The organism is Thermostichus sp. MS-CIW-23 (genome assembly GCF_054059455.1).
Genome location: NZ_JBSSCC010000014.1, coordinates 25,336 through 43,342 on the forward strand (window position 1 = coordinate 25,336; position 18,007 = coordinate 43,342).

Below are 18,007 nucleotides of genomic sequence, written 5' to 3' on the forward strand. Positions count from 1 at the left end.
TTGTGCCATCTACGGACTGTAGGAGAAGCTCTTGGCAAACGTCGTGGTTGTCGGTGCCCAGTGGGGCGATGAAGGAAAAGGGAAGATCACCGACCTCCTCAGTGAAAAGGCCCATGTGGTCGTCCGCTATCAAGGTGGGGTGAATGCAGGGCATACCCTGGTGGTGGGGGGCCAAACCTTCAAGCTACACTTGATCCCCTCTGGCATTCTCTACCCCGACAAACGCTGCATCATCGCCAGCGGCACGGTGATCGATCCCGAGGTTCTGCTGGCCGAGATCGACCAACTGCATCAATTGGGCATTTCCACCGACAACCTGTTCATTGCCGAAACGGCCCACGTCACCCTGCCCTACCACCGGGTCATTGACATCGCAGAAGAGGAGCGGCGTGGCATTTACCGGCTGGGCACCACCGGCCGGGGCATTGGCCCCACCTATGCCGACAAGGCCGAGCGCATGGGCATTCGCGTCGTGGACTTGATGTACCCTGACCAGCTGCGGGAGCGCCTCAGTTGGGCCATTCCCTACAAAAATGTCTTGCTGGAAAAGATCTATAACTTGCCGCCCTTGGATCCCGAGCCAATTATCGAGCAATACCTGGCCTATGCCGAGCGGCTGCGCCCCTATGTTACCGATGCTGCTCTGCTTCTCACCCAAGCCATCGAAGATCGGGAGAACATCCTGTTTGAAGGGGCTCAAGGCACCCTGTTGGATCTCGACTACGGCACCTACCCCTACGTCACCTCCTCCCATCCCATTGCCGGTGGCGCTTGTATTGGCGCTGGGATCGGCCCCACCAGCATTGACCGGGTGATCGGGGTGGCCAAAGCCTACACCACCCGCGTTGGCGAAGGCCCTTTCCCCACCGAGCTCAAAGATGAGATCGGGGCGTACCTGGGGGCAACCGGTGCTGAATTTGGCACCACCACAGGGCGACAACGGCGCTGCGGCTGGTTTGACGGGGTAATTGGGCGCTACGCGGTGCGAATCAATGGCCTAGACTGCCTGGCCATCACCAAACTGGATGTGCTGGATGGCTTGGATGAGATCAAGGTGTGCGTGGCCTACGAGTACCAGGGGCGGGAAATTCGTCACTTTCCCAGCGATGCCCGGGTTTTCGCCCAGTGCAAACCCATCTACGAAACCCTGCCGGGCTGGAAATGTTCCACCAAAGATTGCCGCTCCATCCAAGACTTGCCCCCCGAAGCCCATGATTACCTGAAGTTTTTGGCACAGTTGATGCAGGTGCCGATTGCCATTGTTTCTCTGGGGGCCAGCCGCGACCAGACGATTATCGTCGAGGATCCCATCCACGGCCCCAAGCGGGCCCTTCTCTACCCCAATGGTGGCAAGCGCGCCCACGCCCTCATGCCCGACTGAGTGGGCTCAAGAACAATTGGGAACAAGGGCAATCATTAACAATGTAGTGATCAAATGCTCAGTAATGATCAATGTGAGTTAAGTTATGGTCATTTCAGGTTAGGGTGAAACGCCTAAGCTACGGAGAAAAGCCTTCCGGCCCTGTGCGTTCAACGTCTTAGGTGTGGATGCAGTGTCCTAGTTTATAGTCATTTAAGAGGGAATAAAACTGTTCCGTTGTCTTGCTTCCCAGCTCCTCACTGCCGAGCGAATAGGAAGCGTCTTAATCTAACTTGAAATGACTCTAATGGTTTGAGAAAAACAATATTGCCGCAGTTGGGCCAGTTCTACCTCACTGAGATCTTGCCACTGGCCAGGAGCAAGCCCCGCCAGAGAGAGGGGCCCCAGTCCAACCCGAACCAACCGCAAAGTTGGGATCCCAACGGCGGCAGTCATGCGGCGCACCTGGCGATTGCGACCCTCCCGCAGCGTCAGTTCCAGCCAGGTGGTGGGGATGGAGCGGCGAAAGCGGATGGGGGGATCCCGTGGCGGCAGGGTGGGTTCCTCAGCCAAGACCTTAACCTGGGCCGGGCGCGTTTTTCGCCCTTGGATGATCAGCCCCTGTTGCAACTGTTGCAGGGCTTCGGGGGTGGGGATCCCTTCCACCTGAACCCAGTAGGTGCGCTCATGGCCGAACTTGGGGTCGATCAAGCGGGCATTGAGGCGACCATCATCGGTCAGCAGGAGCAGCCCTTCGCTGTCGCGATCCAACCGCCCCACCGGATAAACTTTGGGCACCGGAATAAAAGACTTGAGGGTAGGCCGTCCCGCTTGGTCGGTGAATTGGGTGAGCACGCCATAGGGTTTGTAAAACTTGAGATAGCGCATGACACACAAAATGACAAAACTGGTGAACCCAATCTTTCCAATCTTTAAGATTTGGCAGAAAGATTTGGCAGAGCGGCTTCAACGGTAAGATCAAGCCTTAAGGAGCAACATCCCTCCACCGCCAGCAGCGTTTGACGGAGCTCACCCCATGACCATAGACAACAATTTACTTTGGGTTTTGATTGGAACAGCGGGGCTCTCTCTCCTCAGCCTGGTGTACGTGCTGGTGGACGAGGGCAACAAACGCCGCCGCTACGAACGGCAAAAGGAAGAAAAAGAAGAAAGAGAAGCTGCTCAACCACCTGCGGTCGTTCCTGAAGAAGAAGCCGGGATCCCAGCTGCACCTCCTCCTTCTGCTCCTGAACCTGTTGCTGCTCAGCCCGCTTCAGCGCCACACACTGCTGACGGGTTCCCAGAAGCGTCGCGTAGCGATGACGAGGAGCCAGAAACCTCCCCGGAAGCGGTTCGCGCCAGAAGGACAGAGTCCTTGCCCAGCCCTGAGGACTCTGCTCTCCCCAAGGAGCCGGATGCAGGGCCTGACCCCGCAGAGGAAATGCCGAAAGATACCCCATAACAGTTTTTTTCGGTTCTGGGGATAGATGGGATCCCCATCCCGCAAGAGGGGAGCTTCATGCCCTCATCAGGGTTTGCTCTCCGTAGCGCAGCATCATCTCCAAAGCCGCGAGACGGTTGCCCCAAACTTGAACTCGATAGGGGTTGCGCAGAGATTCCAGCCGCATCCAAGTGGCAAGATTGGTTTTCAAGTTGCCCAGTTGCTGACGGGCTTGTTCCAGGGCTTCCGGGGTGGGATCCGCTGCCAAGGCCGCCAGGGATCCCTGCACCCGCTCTATTTGCTCCATCCATTGGCTGTGCTCCCACAACCCCAACCGTTTCTGCTCGAGCAAAAACATCCACTCCTGCCGCAGCGCCTGGAAGCGATCCCGAACAGCCCCAAAGGGATCCCGATAGGGAATGCGAGTCGAGGCAATGGCGGAGGACCTGAGGATGGCTTCCAGCTCTGGGGTAAGCTGCCGCACCGAGAATAAAGCAAACCCCCCGGTGGGCAAATCCCGCACCACCTGCAGTTGATCCAAGAACTCGACGGGCGGCAAGTTCAACAAATTAAGGCTGGGGACGAAGAGGGTGGAGAAGCGGCTGACAATTTCCAAATTGGGCTGCACCAGTTGCGCCAAACGCCGTGTATTGCCCGCATAGGTGAGGGGGATCAACAGATCCAGCTCCCCTGCCTGGATCCACTCTTCCCAGTTCTGCTGCAGCCTTTGCAGGCGCTCCTGCTTGGGCAGAGCATAGACAGCTGCCGAGAGGATCACGCGCGGGTTGAGGGAGCGGGCGGTGCGGGCAATGGCCTCCACCACCTCGTTCACCTGCTGGGTGCGGTAGCGGGTCCACAACTGCCAGAGGGAGCGATCCCTCAAGGGATCCAACTCCAGCGGATCGACGCCGGACAACTGCTGAAACCCCTGACGAGCGGCCCGACCGAAGCCAAACACCTGGCGGCTGGCAGCGTTTTGGAAGGGATAGCGGATGTAGTCCAGGTGGATTCCGTCTACCTGGTAGTCTTGCACTAGCTCGCGGGTAAGAGCCAGGAGATAGCTGCGCACCTGCGGATTGGCTGGGTCTAGCCAGGTTTCCGGCTGCCCGCGCGGGAACAGACGGCCACGATTGTCCAGATTGGCCCAATCGGGGTGAGCCGTCAGCACCGGGCCGATGTAGTCTTGGGGCAAGTTGATCTCCGGCAGCAGATTGTGGCGGGTGTTGCCCACCGCAAGAGTCCAAATCCAAGCGTGCAATTCGAGGCCCCGCTCATGAGCCAAGCGCACCGCCGCCCGCAAGGGATCCCAGCCACGGGTGAGGGGGTTCTGTTGGGGGGCGACGCGGCTGGGATGAATGGCAAAGCCAGCATTCATCGTCTCGAAAAAGACGGTGTTGAGGCCAGCCTGAGCCAGGCGATCGAAAATCTGAGCCAGCCCTGCCTCAGAGCCTGCCTCGACAATGGTGCTCCGATCCAGCCAAATGGCCCGTACCTCAGACAAAGCCGTCAACCGATCCACCGGGTAGTGGGCCCACAGATCCGCCCGTGCCTGTTCAAAAGCCTGCCGCGCCTGCTCGTATTGCCCTGCCTCCACCCAGGCCGGTAGCTGTTGCAACACGCTGCGGGCTTGCTCCAAAATGGGCTTGTACTCGGCTGCTTCTACCCCCCCTTGAGTGGCCCGAGCCAGCAACAGGGATCCCTCTACCCGACCCAGCAAGCTCCCCAGCTCTTGGCGCATGGCCAGCAACTCCAGGGTGTTGATGGTGCTCCGCACCGCTGGCAAAGGGGATGGGGTGGCAGCAGCCTGTCTGAGGGCAGCGAAACGGCCTTGGGCCCGGCGCAGAGCCGCTTGCAACCACTCCCGATCCAACTGCGCCGTCTCCTCGGGAAACTCCCCCCAACGCCAACCCAGGTACACACTCTGGCGGCTGGCAATCACCGCATAGGCATTGTCCCCCATGTCCACCTCTTCCCAGACGGCCACCAGACGACTTTCCGGGCCGGTGGGCAAGAGGGCTCCCCCGGCAACCACAAAGTGCTCCGCACCGCTGGCGCGATCGGCCGCCTGAACGCTGCGGGCCCATGCTTCAGCAAACTCTGTCAGGCGCACCGTACTGGCCAGAGGAATATCTCCGCTCCAGTAGGCGCCAATCAGGCTGCGTAAGGGATCCCGTGCCTCAGCAGGGATTTCCAGCGGGCCGCTGACGATCAACTGACCCCCTTCCTGTTGCATCCATTCGGCGAGAGCATGGGCTTGAGCAACGGTTAGGCGATTCACGTTTGGCAAAAAGACTGTGCTGCGCCCCCGCAAACCTGCTGGCTCGATCCCGTCGATCACCTGGTAGCTGAGGCCGCTCTGCTGCAGTTGCCGCTCGATATTGGCCCAGTTCTGCCCTGGCAAGCGTACCACCGTCAGAAGGTGCTCCGCACCGTGGACAGCGCTTTGGCCGTGGGCAACCGGGGATCCCGTCCAAACCAGCAGACCCACCCAGAGGAAACCCAGACAAACTGCCAGGGGCTTGAAGGATCTTAAGATGAAGCCCCAGAAACGATCCCTCACCATCCCAGACCAGCCTGCTTGAGGACTCCGTCCCGCCAAAGGACTGGGGAACCGAACCGCCAACAGCATTGGATCTCCTTTCTTTGAAGACCATCCGTCAGGAGCGCGGATATGAACCTGCACCCGCCCAGACCATTCAACATTATTCAATTCAACAATGATGTTGGTGAGGATCCCTGCCAGTGGAAGGGGGAAATCCCCAGGCGGCGCTAGGGCAGGCGAGGGATCCCGTTGCTTGTCCAGCTTGAGAAATAGGGCTTATTTTGGAGTGTGACATACTCCCGCACTCATGCTGACGCAAAGCGCTCCGCGCCGCTAACGCGAAAAGGACATTTCCTGCGCTTGAGGACTACGTCCCGCTGACGCGAAAAGAACGGGATGCCCCACCGCCCTGTGCTTGATGTTGATGGCCGCATGGTGGTCGCGCTCTAGTTCTAGCCCACAATGGGAACAAGAATGCCACCTGTCTTGAACCGCCTTCGGTACTCTTTGACCGCACCGAGAGCAGTTTTGACTGCTGCCGTTGGGATTCACTGCAATCGCCCTCAGCCCAGCTCTTTCAGCCTTGACTGCCAGCATTTGCAGAAATTGTCCCCACCCAGCATCATAGGTGGATTTTGCTAGCTTCGTCCTCGCAATACCTTTGATATTCAGGGCTTCGTACCCAATATGCTTGCCCTTGCTTACCAGCCAGTTCGCTGTTTTGTCATGAAAATCTTTGCGCTGAGATAGTGGTTAGTGGATAGTCACTATTCACTATCCACTGGTCACTATCCACTAGTCACTAGCCATAGGCGGTTTGACCCCTTCTTCTCGCGAGACAAGGCTCGCTGCAACCTCTTGAGCCTGAGCTCTGCCTTGCGATAGTACTGGGGAACTGGAACAGACTCCCCCGCGTCGGTCACCAAAAAGGAGTCCAGTCCCACGTCGATCCCTGTAGTGTTTTCCAGCGTTGCAGACTCAGGAGTAAACTCAGGGACGGACGAATCTTGCAGGCTCAAGGTCACATACCACCCGTCTGCCTTGCGGCTGATGGCAGCGGTCTTAATCACAAAGCCCTCAGGCAAAGGACGGTGCTGAATTATGCGAACAGCACCGATTTTGGGCAGATGGATAAACTGCCCGCAAATGCAGTCCTGTTGCATCTGGGGGAAAGTGAAGGAGCGATACCGCCCAACTCCCTTGAATCTGGGTTTCCCTGCCCGCTTGCCGTTACCGTCCCCCTTCAGCCAGCGGTCGAATGCTTTGTGCACTCACTCTATGCAGTTCTGGAGGACTTGCGAATGGATGGCTCTGTACTGCGGAAACAGGGCTTTCGTCTTCACCAAGTCCCGTTTTTGGGAGTAGAAACCGGGATTGTCTTTCAGCTCAGGCAAATGACAGACTAGGGGACAAGCATTGATATCACAGCGATTGTGTTCCCACCACGCAAAGCGCTCTGCCAAGCGATAGTTATAGTGCTTCCGCAACAACTCTAGCTATTGTTCCATTAGAGCAACTTGGCTAGAGGTAGGGCGTAAGCGATATTGATAGGCAGTTCTCATGATGAGTTTATAAAAGTTCTCATGATGAGCGTATAAAATCCTGCTACGCCGGTCATAGCACCAGTAAGGACAAAGCATCGTGTCCTTGCCTCTCATCCCGACCCTCACCCTGGATAGTGGTGAGTGGATAGTGACTAGCCACTAGTCACTAACAGAGGGTGGGGCTTCCCGGCGGTCTAGCTAACTGCGACCAGGGCTTGATTAGCGCTCCTCCGCCAACCGCACCTGTACCGACTGGCCGTGGGCGGGCAACCCTTCCGCTTGTGTGAGAGCCTGAATGGCGCTGGCCACCTCCCGCAAAGCCGCTGAGCTGTATTGAATCAGACTGGAATGCTTTAGGAAAGTTTCCACCCCCAAAGCCGAGGCATAGCGGGCCGCACCGGCGGTGGGCAAGGTATGGTTGGGGCCAGCCAGGTAATCTCCTACCGCCTCCGGAGTATGGTGGCCCAAGAAAATGGCCCCCGCATGGCGAATGGGATCCAGCAAAGCCCAGGGATCTGCCACCTGCAGTTCCAAATGTTCTGGCGCAAACAGGTTGGACAAGGCCACCGCCGTTGACAGATCCGGCACCACCGCAATCAGACCGTAGTTCACCACCGACTTTTCCACCATCAGACGGTTGGGATGGGCCTCCATCTGGGTGGCCACCGCCTGCTGCACCTGCTGGGCCAGCTGGAGATCGGTGGTCAGAAGGATGGCCGCCGCCAAGGGATCGTGCTCGGCTTGGGCCAGCAAATCGGCAGCCACATAAAGGGGGTTGGCGCTCTCGTCGGCGATGATCAACACCTCCGATGGCCCGGCCAGCGAGTCGATCCCCACCGTGCCGTACACCAGCTTTTTGGCCAACGTTACGTAGATGTTGCCGGGGCCGGTGATCACGTCCACCTTGGGGATGGTCTCGGTGCCGTAGGCCAAAGCCCCTATTGCCTGAGCCCCTCCAACGCGATAGATGGTGTGGATGCCTACTTCTTGGGCGGCCACCAAAATGGCCGGGCTAATCCCCTTGCCCCCCGAGCCGTCGGATCCCGGTGGCGTCACCATCACAATCTCGGGCACCCCCGCCACCTGGGCCGGGATGGCGTTCATCAACACCGTGCTGGGATAGGCGGCTCGCCCTCCCGGAATGTAGAGGCCGGCGCGATCCACAGGGCGGTATTGCTTGCCCAAAACGATCTCAGGGCCGGGAAAGCTCACCCAACTGCTGGGCACCCGCTGCCGGTGAAAAGCCTCAATGCGCTGCTTGGCCAGCCGTAAGGCTGAAAGCAATTGCGGAGACACCGCCTGGTAAGCCGCCTCCAGCTCGGCCCCAGACACCTTCAGTTCGGCAACGCTCAGCTCCACCTGGTCAAACTCAGCCGTATAGGCCAGCAGGGCACGATCCCCCTGACGGCGTACCGCTTGCAGGATCTCCCGCACAGTTGCTTCACGGTGCAGGTTCTGGTCAGCCTGAGTGCGCTCCGAGATCCGTCTAAGCTCGGCTTCAGCCTCGGCTAGCTGGGTGACGATTCTCAGCATGGCAACTCCTTCGCATAGCGCGCCGTAACCCCATACTAACGAGGGATCCGGCGGCATCGCGGTAGCAAATGCAGATCTTCGGCTGCACCGGTTTCGGCGACAAGAGGAAACATCTCCAAGCAGGGATTCCGTCTGCACCTGGCGCGATCCGGGTTGATCATGGTCATAGCTTAGCCTGGATTTTCCTCGACCAAGAGCCGGGTAGAGTTCGCCGATAGCCCTACTTAGGAAAAAGCCTGCCCCTTTTTCATAGGCCCAGTTCTGTCGATTTGATCAAGTTGCGAAAATCGTGGATTACCTCCTCACAGCGACGGAAAAAAGCCAGCACCCAATCCCGTAGCACCCTTTGCTGAGATTCGTCCAGTTCCTTGAGGGATCCCCGGTAGTGGATCTGGCCACTGCGCTCGATCTCGAACTGGTTCAGCCATTCTGCTTTGGATCCCTGGCGTTCCACCACTTCCTGCCGTGCTGCCTTCCAATAGTTGACGATCACCGCCTTGCCCAAATAGCCGGTTGTAATCTGGCAGAGACGGTTCAGAGATTGCACGAAGACATCCATCTCCATGCGCGGGCCCGCCGCAGGGGCAGAACTGGGCTGGGTAGCGTTCCGGCCTGCCTCCGCCTGGCTGGTCAATAGGCGAAAGGTGGCCAAGCCCTTTGGCGTATCCTGCTGCAGCTCGGCTCGCAGGCGGTTCACGGCCAAGGTGTAAACAGGCATCACCAGCTCGTCATTCACCGCCACCAGCAGCGCCCATTCCGGCCCAAGGGGGTAAACGAAAACCCGCTGCTCGGCAAACTGAAAGTCAAAATAGTCAAGTCCTGGGGGCATGGTCTGCAAAACTTGAAACAGCCCTTCGGTAAGGGCTTGCTGCTGTCGGCTATCCAAATCCTGAAAAGAGCGGTAGAAAAAAGGGCGACCTGTCCGACTCAAGAGCGCCACCCCCATCACCCCGCGGATGGACAAAAAACTGTCGAGCGTTTCCTTCTCCATGCCCACTCAACTTGGGTAACACTCTTATCCTGACTTAGATTGCCCGAGGGTGGGCGAGCACAACCAACCGAGAGCTGGATGCTCGATGTTTGGGATTGATGTTTGGGATTTAGGAAATGCACCGGGACAAAAACGCCTCGATCCGTCCCACCGCCTCCTCCAGACGGGATCCCTCGACCACCAAAGCAAAGCGGACATAGCCTTCCCCACTGGGGCCAAAGCCAGAACCCGGAGACAGGGCAACCCCTGTGGCTCTCACCAAGTCCAAACAAAACTGGGCAGAAGAGCCGCGATAAAACTCCGGCAAAGGCGCCCACAGATACATGGTGGCCTCCGGCAAAGGCACAGGCCAACCGATGCGGTGTAGAGCCGCCACGGCTATATCCCGTCGCTCTCGGTACACCTGCCGCCAGCGCTCCAAAAAACTATCGGGAACTGCCAAAGCCGCTGCTGCCCCCCGCAGAATGCCCTGGTACTGATGGAAGTCGATGGTGGATTTCACCCATCGCAGGGCTCGGATCAGCTCTCGGCTGCCAATGGCGTAGGCCACCCGGAACCCTCCCATGTGATAGGACTTGGAAAGAGAAAAAAACTCGATGGTGCGGGTTTTATCGGGATCCGCCTGCAGCGCGGAAGGGGCCACCTGGCCGTCGAAGCGCCAGTCCACATAGGGAAAATCGTGGGCCAGAACGATGTCGTACTGCTGACAAAACTGCAGGGTTTCTTGCCAAAACTCCGGGGCGACGGTGGCAGTGGTGGGGTTGTGGGGGTAGTTCAACACCAGCAGCCGCGCCTGCCGGCAGATCGCTGCCGGGATCCGATCCCAGCGGGGCAAGAAGCGGTTTTCCGCCCGCAGGGGCAGGTAGTAGGGGATCCCGCCCGCCAGATGGATCCCGCCCACGTGAGAGGGATAGGCCGGATCCGCAACCAAAGCAACATCGCCGGGGTTGAGCAGGGCCAGGGGCAAGAGGGCCGTTCCCTGCTGGGATCCGATCAACGGCAGCACCTCTGTTTCCGGATCGATCTCCAGGCCGAACTTGCCCCTGTACCACTTGGCGCAGGCAGACCGAAAGTCCGCCGTGTCGTGAAACAGCGTGTAGCCATAGGTAGAGGGATCCGACAGAGCCGATTGGATGGCCGCCAAGGAGTCTGAAGGTGGGGGCAGATCGGAGGATCCCAGAGACAGATCGATCACATCCAGGCCAGAGCGACGAGCCTCTCGCTTGGCTCGATCCATTTGGTCAAACACATTGCCGCCGAGGGGCTGAAGTCGCTGGGCGAGGGGAATCGACATGCAACAACTCTTGCAAAGCAGGGGGGTCTATCCTAGCTTGAGGATCCCCTCAGGGATTGTCGCCAGAAGTGGGGGAAGAAGGTGAGGTTGGACGCGTGCTGGCCGCCGGCCCCCGGTCGAAAATCTCGATGTGCCACTGTCCTTGGCCGTTGCTCTCAAAAGCGATAAACCGGCCATCGCCGCTGATGGTGGGGTTGCGCACATCTCCTGGCACCCGGCTGCTGATGTTTTCTATCCTGCGGGTTTCGCGGTCGTAGAGAAAAATCTCAGACTTGCCCAGAGCATTGGAGACATAGACGATGTAGCGACCATCGGCGCTGATGTCGGGCGAGGTGGCCGCCACGTCGCTGGAGTTGAGGCCGGGCAGATCCACCAAGCGACGTTCCACCGTGTCGTAGAGAAAAATATCCTGGCTGCCGCTGCGGGCCGAGGAAAACACCAGGTAGCGGCCATCTCCGTTGAAAGCAGGCTCCCCATCGGGGAAGATGCTGTTGAGGCCACTGTTGGTCAGGCTGGGACGCGGGGTGCGAAAACCTGCGGGGCTGCAGCCCAACAGCACCAAGCTCAATCCGGCCAGGCCCAGCTTTCTCGCCCACCGGGCCGCGCCAAACAGGATCCGGCCATTGGTCAGCATGGCATCGCCTCTCCAACCCACTTTTCCCATCATACCCAGTTGACAAACTCGGCTCCGGCTAGGGCTCCACCTTGACACCCTTCCAGAAGGCCACATAGCCCCGGATGTTGGCCGCAGCGGGTTTGGGATCCGGGTAGTACCAGGCGGCATCTTTGTTCTCCTGGCCGTTGACCACGAGGGTGTAGTAGCTGGCCTCCCCCTTCCAGGGGCAGGTGGTGTGGGTAGAGCTGGGCTGGAAGTATTCCCGGCGCAGAGATTCCGGCGGAAAATAGATGTTGCCTTCTACGGTTTCGTAGCGGTCTGTCTCCGCCACCACTACCCCATTCCAGATAGCCCTGGGCATGGAAAACCTCCTCTTGCCAAGTTTTGGATATCGGATTTTTGAGTTGCGGATCCCGGCGGCTGAGGCCGCCTTGCTTTGAGCTTAACTCTTCCCTTCCTCTTATGATCGTCTTGTATTGTCCCTTGTATTGTCCGATGAGAAGCTCTCTGTCCGGTGGGGAAGCCTGCCGATCCCGAGAGCAAAGTGGAGTCTTTTAAGGGCTGCTTCCTACCGCTATTGAGCGCTACGGCTATGGCTCGCCGCAACACCCTACAAGATGACCTCAACTACCAACAAGCCAAGCGCAGCCTGCGCCAGTGGGTGGCCCAACTGGATCTGCGCCCCCAAGAGGTCGCGGGCTTAGAAGGGGAGTTGGAGAGCTTGCAAGCGCTCTTGGACAAGCTGGAAACCGAGGTCATCCACATCGCCGCCTTTGGTCTGGTGGGGCGAGGCAAGTCTTCCCTGCTCAATGCCCTGCTGGGCGAGCCAGTCTTTGAGACGGGGCCCACCCATGGCATCACCCGTACCCAGCAAGCGGCAACTTGGAACATCAGCTGGGAAACCCGCCCCCAGTCCTCCTTCTCTGGCACATCCCTGCAGGGATCCCGCCTCCCCCCTTCCTCGGTGCAGTCGGTACAGGTCGCCCATTGGCAGGGATCCCGTCTGGAGCTGATCGACACTCCCGGCCTGGATGAAGTAGACGGCGAAGAGCGGGCGCGGCTGGCCCGAGAAGTGGCGCAGCGGGCGGATTTGATCCTGTTTGTCGTCTGCGGGGATCTGACGCGGGTGGAGTTTGAGGCCCTGGCCACCCTGCGGGAGGCGGGCAAGCCTATGCTGCTGGTGTTCAACAAGATCGACCAGTACCCAGAGGCAGATCGCCAGGCCATTTACGACAAGATCCGCAACGAACGGGTGCGGCAGCTCCTTTCTCCCAACGAGATCGTCATGGTGGCGGCCTCCCCTCGCGTGCCCCGCCTGGTACAAAGGCCGGATGGGAGCTTTGCTGCCCAAATGGAAGTGGGATCCCCGCAGGTGGATGAGCTGCGCCTGAAAATCCTGGAAGTCCTGCATCGGGAGGGGCGTTCGCTGCTGGCCTTGAATGCCCTCCTGTTTGCTGATCGGGTTAACCAGCAGGTAATTGAGCGCAAGCTGCAAACCCGTGCCCAGCAAGCCCAAGACCTCATCGCCTCAGCCGCCCGCACCAAAGCGCTGGCGGTTGCCCTCAACCCCATCACCCTGCTCGATACCTTGGGAGGGCTGGCCATCGATGTCACCCTGATCCTGCGCCTGGCCCGCCTGTACGGCTGGCCCATGAGCACTGCAGGAGCCACACAACTGCTGCAGAAGATCATCCTCAGCATGCTCAGCCTGGGCGCCGGCGAGTGGGTGGCGCTGTTGGGCCTGGGATCCCTGAAAACCTTGCTGGGGGGATTCTCTCTGGGAGCCTACGGTTCCGTGGCCCTGACGCAGGCGGTGTTGGCCGGGTTTTCCTGCTATGCCATCGGCGAGTCCGCCCGCCGCTACCTGGCCCAGGGAGCCAGTTGGGGGCCAGAGGGGCCCAAAGCCGCCATAGCCCAGATTTTGGCCGATTTGGACGAAGCCTCGATTACCGCCCGCCTGCGGGAGGAAATCCGCCACAAAATCGGATTTGCTTTCCCCTGAACCTCTACAATCGCCTCTACAATCGCCTCTACAATCAGAGAGCCGAGCCGCATCGTTCGGATGACCTACTGCCTTGGCATCATCACCCGCTTTGGCTTGGTGATGGCGGCAGATTCCCGCACCAACGCCGGGGTGGACTACGTCTCCACCTATCAAAAGCTGTTCGATTTTTCCGTGCCCGAAGAGCGGGTGATCTTGATCTGCACCTCCGGCAACCTGTCCATCACCCAGGGCGTTTTGACCGAAGTGCAGCGGGATCTGCGCCAACAGGAAAGTTCCAATCTCCACACCTTCCCCTATCTCTACGACGTGGCCCGCTACCTGGGATCCAAAATTCGTTACATCCAGGAGCAAGACCGACCCTGGCTGGAAAAGGACGGTATCGACGCCCAGTGCAGCCTGTTGTTGGGGGGACAGATCCGAGGCGAGGAGCCGGCCCTCTTTTTGATCTACAGCCAGGGCAACTGCATCCAGGCCACCCCGGAAACCCCTTTTTTGCAGGTGGGGGAAACCAAATACGGCAAACCCATCCTGGATCGCACCCTCTCCTACGAAACCTCGCTAGCAGATGCGGCCAAATGCGCTCTCCTCTCCATTGACTCCACCATGAAATCCAACATCTCCGTCGGCCCCCCCATCGATTTGGTGATGGTGCAAGCGGATCAGTTCAAGGTCACCCACCGTCTGCGCCTGCGCACCGGGGATCCCTACCTGGCCAAGATGCGCAAACTGTGGGAGAGCGCCCTCAAACAAGCCTTCGACCAAATGCCCCCCATCGAGTGGGACTACTCGGATCCAGCTGATCGGGAAGAGCTGCTCGACTGAGAGGAGGAGATTGGTAGGATAGGGGTTGCTCTATCTCTGCCCAACCCTTGCCATGTCAGCCCACACCTTTCAAGACTTGATCTTTCGCCTGCAACAGTTTTGGGGGGAGCAGGGCTGCTTGATCCTACAACCCTACGACCTGGAAAAAGGCGCCGGCACCATGAGCCCCCACACGTTTTTGCGCGCCTTGGGGCCGGATCCCTGGCGAGTGGCCTATGTCGAACCCTGTCGCCGCCCCACCGATGGACGCTACGGTCAAAACCCCAATCGCCTGCAGCACTATTTTCAATACCAAGTGTTGATCAAGCCCTCCCCCGACGACATTCAAGATGTGTACCTGGATAGCCTGCAAGCTCTGGGCGTGAATCCGGCAGAGCACGATATTCGCTTTGTGGAAGATGATTGGGAATCTCCCACCTTGGGGGCTTGGGGCGTGGGCTGGGAAGTGTGGCTGGACGGCATGGAAGTAACCCAGTTCACCTACTTTCAGCAGGTGGGCGGACAAGATTGTCGCCCGGTTTCTGTAGAAATTACCTATGGGCTAGAGCGCCTGGCCATGTATCTGCAGGGGGTGGATTCGGTTTTCGATCTCTGCTGGAATGAGCATCCTTCTCTGGGACGGATTACCTATGGACAAATCTATTTCCAAAATGAGGTCGAGCAATCTTATTACAACTTCGAGTATTCCGATCCGGAGATGCTACTGGAATTGTTCCGGCTCTACGAAGCCGAGGCCAAGCGTTTGATCGAAACCACCCAACAGAAACTGCAGAAACAGGTGTTGCCGGATCGGTTGGCCGTGTCTCTGCTCCTGCCCGCCTACGACTATGTGCTCAAGTGCTCCCACACCTTTAACCTGCTCGACGCTCGTGGTGTCATTGCTGTAGCCGAGCGCACCCTCTACATTGGGCGCATCCGTAACCTGGCTCGACAATTGGCGGAGCTGTACGTTAGCCAAGCCGATCGACCGGGATCCAGCTATGCCCTGCGGCAACCGGAACCCGCTTTGGTTTACAGGGGTGCCTCTCCCCAGAGTTAATTCTTGAGAAAGGGATCCCACCTTTGGCTATGATAAGAGATTGGTGTCAGCAAGGTGCTGGCTGCCCAAATGGCTCTTGTGGAAAGTCAGTGACCTCGTTTTCATCCTCTTTTTCTGACCAGTTCACCTTACTTTTTTCGGAAAAGCTTTATGTTTTACCATCATCCCGTCACTCGGGTTTCCATCTTTATTGATGGCAATAATATGTTTTATGCTCAACAGAAAAATGGCTGGTTTTTTGACCCACGCCGGGTGCTGGATTATTTTGTTAGATCACAGCCGAATGTTGAATTGGTCAACGCCTTTTGGTACACCGGCATCAAGGATCCCCATGATCAGAGGGCCTTTCGAGACGCTCTGATCAGCATGGGCTTCACTGTGCGCACCAAGATCCTCAAAGAATATCGAGATGAAGACTCCGGTCGGTACTCCCAAAAAGCAAATCTGGATATCGAAATAGTAATCGATATGTTCAACACCGTTGGCCAGTACGATAGGATCATTCTATTTAGCGGCGATGGAGATTTTGAGCGGGCCGTCGAGCTGTTGCGTTCCAAAAACACGCTGATTACAGTTGTCTCCACCGAAGGGATGATCGCCCGCGAGCTGCGCAACGCCACCGACCGCTACATCGACCTCAATGACATTCGCCCCTACATTGAGAAGTTAGACAAGTAGTGCTTTGGGCAGGGTTCTGGACTGCTTCCTCTGCCGTCGGGTCAGACCCATAGCCTCCTGGCGAGCTGGCGACAACACCGCCTAAGTTCGTTCTGGCTTTTTCCATCTTCACGGATCCCATCCCTGCCACACAAGCGGCACGTCCGTTGTACCGGGCATCGTCGGCGTTGCCGGAAAAAAGCAGTCCCGGCCAATGCGGAGGACGCTCCGGTGCCCGACAGAAGAGCTGTATCTTCTCCCCTCAGCAGCTAACTTCTGGGCAACCTTGGCTTAGGCAGAGGGCCAGACAGGCTAGCATTGTAAAAAATCTTTGCCCTGATCAGGTTTTTATGACCGGCGTTCCTGTCTCCCGCATTCGCAACTTTTCCATCATCGCCCACATCGACCACGGCAAGTCCACCCTCGCCGATCGCCTCCTGCAGGAAACGGGCACCGTTTCAGCCCGCGAGATGAAGCCACAACTGCTGGACAGCATGGAACTGGAGCGGGAACGGGGCATTACCATCAAGCTGCAAGCGGCCCGCATGAACTACCGTGCCCAAGACGGCCAAGATTATGTTTTGAACCTGATCGACACGCCGGGGCATGTGGACTTCACCTACGAAGTCTCCCGCTCCCTGGCCGCCTGTGAAGGGGCGCTGCTGGTGGTGGATGCCTCTCAAGGCGTGGAAGCCCAAACCTTGGCCAATGTGTACCTGGCCCTGGAGAACAACCTGGAAATTATTCCGGTGATCAACAAAATCGACCTGCCGGGCGCCGAGCCGGAGCGGGTGATTGCGGAGATTGAGCAGGTGATCGGCCTTGATTGCAGCGGGGCAATCCTGGCCTCTGCCAAGGTGGGTATTGGCATTCAAGAGATTCTGGAGGCCATTGTGCAGCGGGTGCCCCCCCCACGGGATACAGTGGCGGAGCCCCTGCGGGCCTTGATTTTCGATAGCTACTACGACGCCTATCGCGGCGTGATCGTCTATGTGCGCATCATGGACGGGGAGGTGAAAACGGGGGACAAGATTTGCTTTATGGCCTCTGGCCGAGAATACGAGATTACCGAGCTGGGGGTGATGCGTCCCAACCAAGAGCCGGTGGATGCCCTACATGCGGGCGAGGTGGGCTACATGGCCGCCGCCATCAAGAGCGTGGAACACGCCCGTGTTGGGGATACCATCACACTGGTGAATCGCAAAGCTCCTGAGCCCCTGCCCGGCTACAAAGAAGCCAAGCCGATGGTGTTTTGTGGCCTGTTCCCCAGCAGCTCCGATCAGTACGCCGAACTCAAAGAGGCTCTGGAAAAGCTCAAGCTCAACGATGCTGCCCTGTACTTTGAGCCAGAAATTTCCAGCGCCATGGGCTTCGGCTTCCGCTGTGGTTTTCTGGGCCTGCTGCACATGGAGGTGGTGCAGGAACGCCTAGAGCGGGAGTACAATCTCGATCTGGTGATCACAGCTCCGACGGTGGTGTACCAAGTTACCCTCAACAACGGCTCTGTGATTCGGGTGGACAATCCCAGCAAGCTGCCTCCCCCCAACGAGCGCACCAGCATTGAGGAGCCGATTGTCAGGGTAGAGGTGATTCTTCCTGAGGAATTTGTCGGTACCGTGATGGAGCTGTGTGAGACCAAACGCGGCACTTTTAAAGACATGAAATATCTGGCGCAGGGTCGGACTACGCTGGTGTATGAGCTGCCTCTGGCGGAAGTGGTCACCGACTTTTTCGACCAATTGAAATCACGCACTCGTGGTTATGCCAGCATGGACTACCAAATGATTGGCTATCGCGCCGATGATTTGGTGCGTTTGGACATTTTGATCAACGGCGATGTGGTGGATTCTCTATCCACAATTGTGCATCGGGACAAAGCTTTTTATGTAGGCCGTTCCCTAGTTGCCAAGTTACGAGAGCTGATCCCACGCCATCAATTTGAAGTGCCCATTCAGGCGGCAATTGGCTCTAAGGTGATTGCTCGTGAAACCATACCGGCCCTGCGCAAAAACGTCTTGGCCAAATGCTACGGAGGAGATGTGACCCGCAAACGCAAGCTTTTGGAAAAACAAAAAGAGGGGAAAAAACGCATGAAGGCGGTGGGAACGGTGGATGTGCCCCAAGAAGCGTTTATGGCCGTGCTGAAGTTGCAAAATGATTAGG

General features: G+C 58.1%; 14 protein-coding genes and 1 pseudogene. 7 read left to right on the plus strand and 8 right to left on the minus strand.

From position 1 onward, the window contains the following. Positions 1-31: 31 nt before the first annotated feature. Positions 32-1,381, plus strand: a complete 1,350-nt coding sequence (locus ACVW0B_RS06795) for an adenylosuccinate synthase (protein WP_011431751.1) — start codon at positions 32-34, stop codon at positions 1,379-1,381. A 267-nt stretch (positions 1,382-1,648) separates the two neighbouring features. On the opposite strand, the gene ACVW0B_RS06800 is transcribed toward ACVW0B_RS06795, so the two are convergent. Next, positions 1,649-2,248, minus strand: coding sequence for a pseudouridine synthase (locus ACVW0B_RS06800; protein WP_457491282.1), 600 nt, complete (start codon positions 2,246-2,248; stop codon positions 1,649-1,651). Positions 2,249-2,396: 148 nt separating this feature from the next. On the opposite strand from ACVW0B_RS06800, the gene ACVW0B_RS06805 reads away from it, so the two are divergent. After that, on the plus strand, positions 2,397-2,822 hold the full coding sequence (locus ACVW0B_RS06805) for a hypothetical protein (protein ID WP_457491283.1): 426 nt from the start codon (positions 2,397-2,399) through the stop codon (positions 2,820-2,822). Between the two features lie 55 nt (positions 2,823-2,877). On the opposite strand, the gene ACVW0B_RS06810 is transcribed toward ACVW0B_RS06805, so the two are convergent. The 7 genes and pseudogenes from ACVW0B_RS06810 to ACVW0B_RS06840 form a co-directional block, all read right to left on the minus strand. Then, the gene (locus ACVW0B_RS06810) at positions 2,878-5,289 is read right to left on the minus strand and encodes a glycoside hydrolase family 10 protein (RefSeq protein WP_457491284.1); all 2,412 of its coding nucleotides are present in this window, start codon (positions 5,287-5,289) and stop codon (positions 2,878-2,880) included. 387 nt (positions 5,290-5,676) lie between these two features. After that, positions 5,677-6,905, minus strand: a pseudogene (locus tag ACVW0B_RS06815) (RNA-guided endonuclease InsQ/TnpB family protein). 201 nt (positions 6,906-7,106) lie between these two features. After that, a complete protein-coding gene (gene hisD / locus ACVW0B_RS06820; RefSeq protein WP_414422451.1) occupies positions 7,107-8,420 on the minus strand; it encodes a histidinol dehydrogenase in 1,314 nt (437 codons plus the stop codon). A gap of 247 nt (positions 8,421-8,667) precedes the next feature. Then, a complete protein-coding gene (locus tag ACVW0B_RS06825) occupies positions 8,668-9,411 on the minus strand; it encodes a hypothetical protein (protein WP_457491285.1) in 744 nt (247 codons plus the stop codon). 109 nt (positions 9,412-9,520) lie between these two features. Continuing rightward, on the minus strand, positions 9,521-10,705 hold the full coding sequence (locus ACVW0B_RS06830) for an LL-diaminopimelate aminotransferase (protein WP_457491286.1): 1,185 nt from the start codon (positions 10,703-10,705) through the stop codon (positions 9,521-9,523). A 49-nt stretch (positions 10,706-10,754) separates the two neighbouring features. Beyond that, positions 10,755-11,339: a TolB family protein gene (locus ACVW0B_RS06835; RefSeq protein ID WP_414380455.1), complete on the minus strand. Its 585-nt coding sequence runs from the start codon at positions 11,337-11,339 to the stop codon at positions 10,755-10,757. A gap of 58 nt (positions 11,340-11,397) precedes the next feature. After that, entirely contained in the window at positions 11,398-11,682 is a 285-nt protein-coding gene (locus tag ACVW0B_RS06840) for a DUF427 domain-containing protein (RefSeq protein WP_414328853.1), read from the minus strand. Positions 11,683-11,913: 231 nt separating this feature from the next. On the opposite strand from ACVW0B_RS06840, the gene ACVW0B_RS06845 reads away from it, so the two are divergent. The 5 genes from ACVW0B_RS06845 to lepA all read left to right on the plus strand — a co-directional run bounded on the left by ACVW0B_RS06845 (position 11,914) and on the right by lepA (position 18,006). Further along, on the plus strand, positions 11,914-13,323 hold the full coding sequence (locus ACVW0B_RS06845) for a DUF697 domain-containing protein (protein WP_414328677.1): 1,410 nt from the start codon (positions 11,914-11,916) through the stop codon (positions 13,321-13,323). Positions 13,324-13,383: 60 nt separating this feature from the next. Then, positions 13,384-14,148 (plus strand): peptidase, encoded by a 765-nt coding sequence (locus ACVW0B_RS06850; protein WP_457441515.1) that lies wholly within the window; start codon positions 13,384-13,386, stop codon positions 14,146-14,148. Between the two features lie 52 nt (positions 14,149-14,200). Next, positions 14,201-15,187: a glycine--tRNA ligase subunit alpha gene (glyQ, locus tag ACVW0B_RS06855; RefSeq protein WP_414356301.1), complete on the plus strand. Its 987-nt coding sequence runs from the start codon at positions 14,201-14,203 to the stop codon at positions 15,185-15,187. A gap of 150 nt (positions 15,188-15,337) precedes the next feature. Further along, on the plus strand, positions 15,338-15,865 hold the full coding sequence (locus tag ACVW0B_RS06860) for a low amplitude/bright protein LabA (RefSeq protein WP_011431737.1): 528 nt from the start codon (positions 15,338-15,340) through the stop codon (positions 15,863-15,865). Positions 15,866-16,194: 329 nt separating this feature from the next. Next, positions 16,195-18,006 carry a translation elongation factor 4 gene (gene lepA, locus ACVW0B_RS06865; protein WP_414350006.1) on the plus strand — a complete coding sequence of 604 codons (1,812 nt, stop codon included), beginning with the start codon at positions 16,195-16,197 and terminating at the stop codon, positions 18,004-18,006. The last annotated feature ends 1 nt before the right edge of the window (position 18,007 follow it).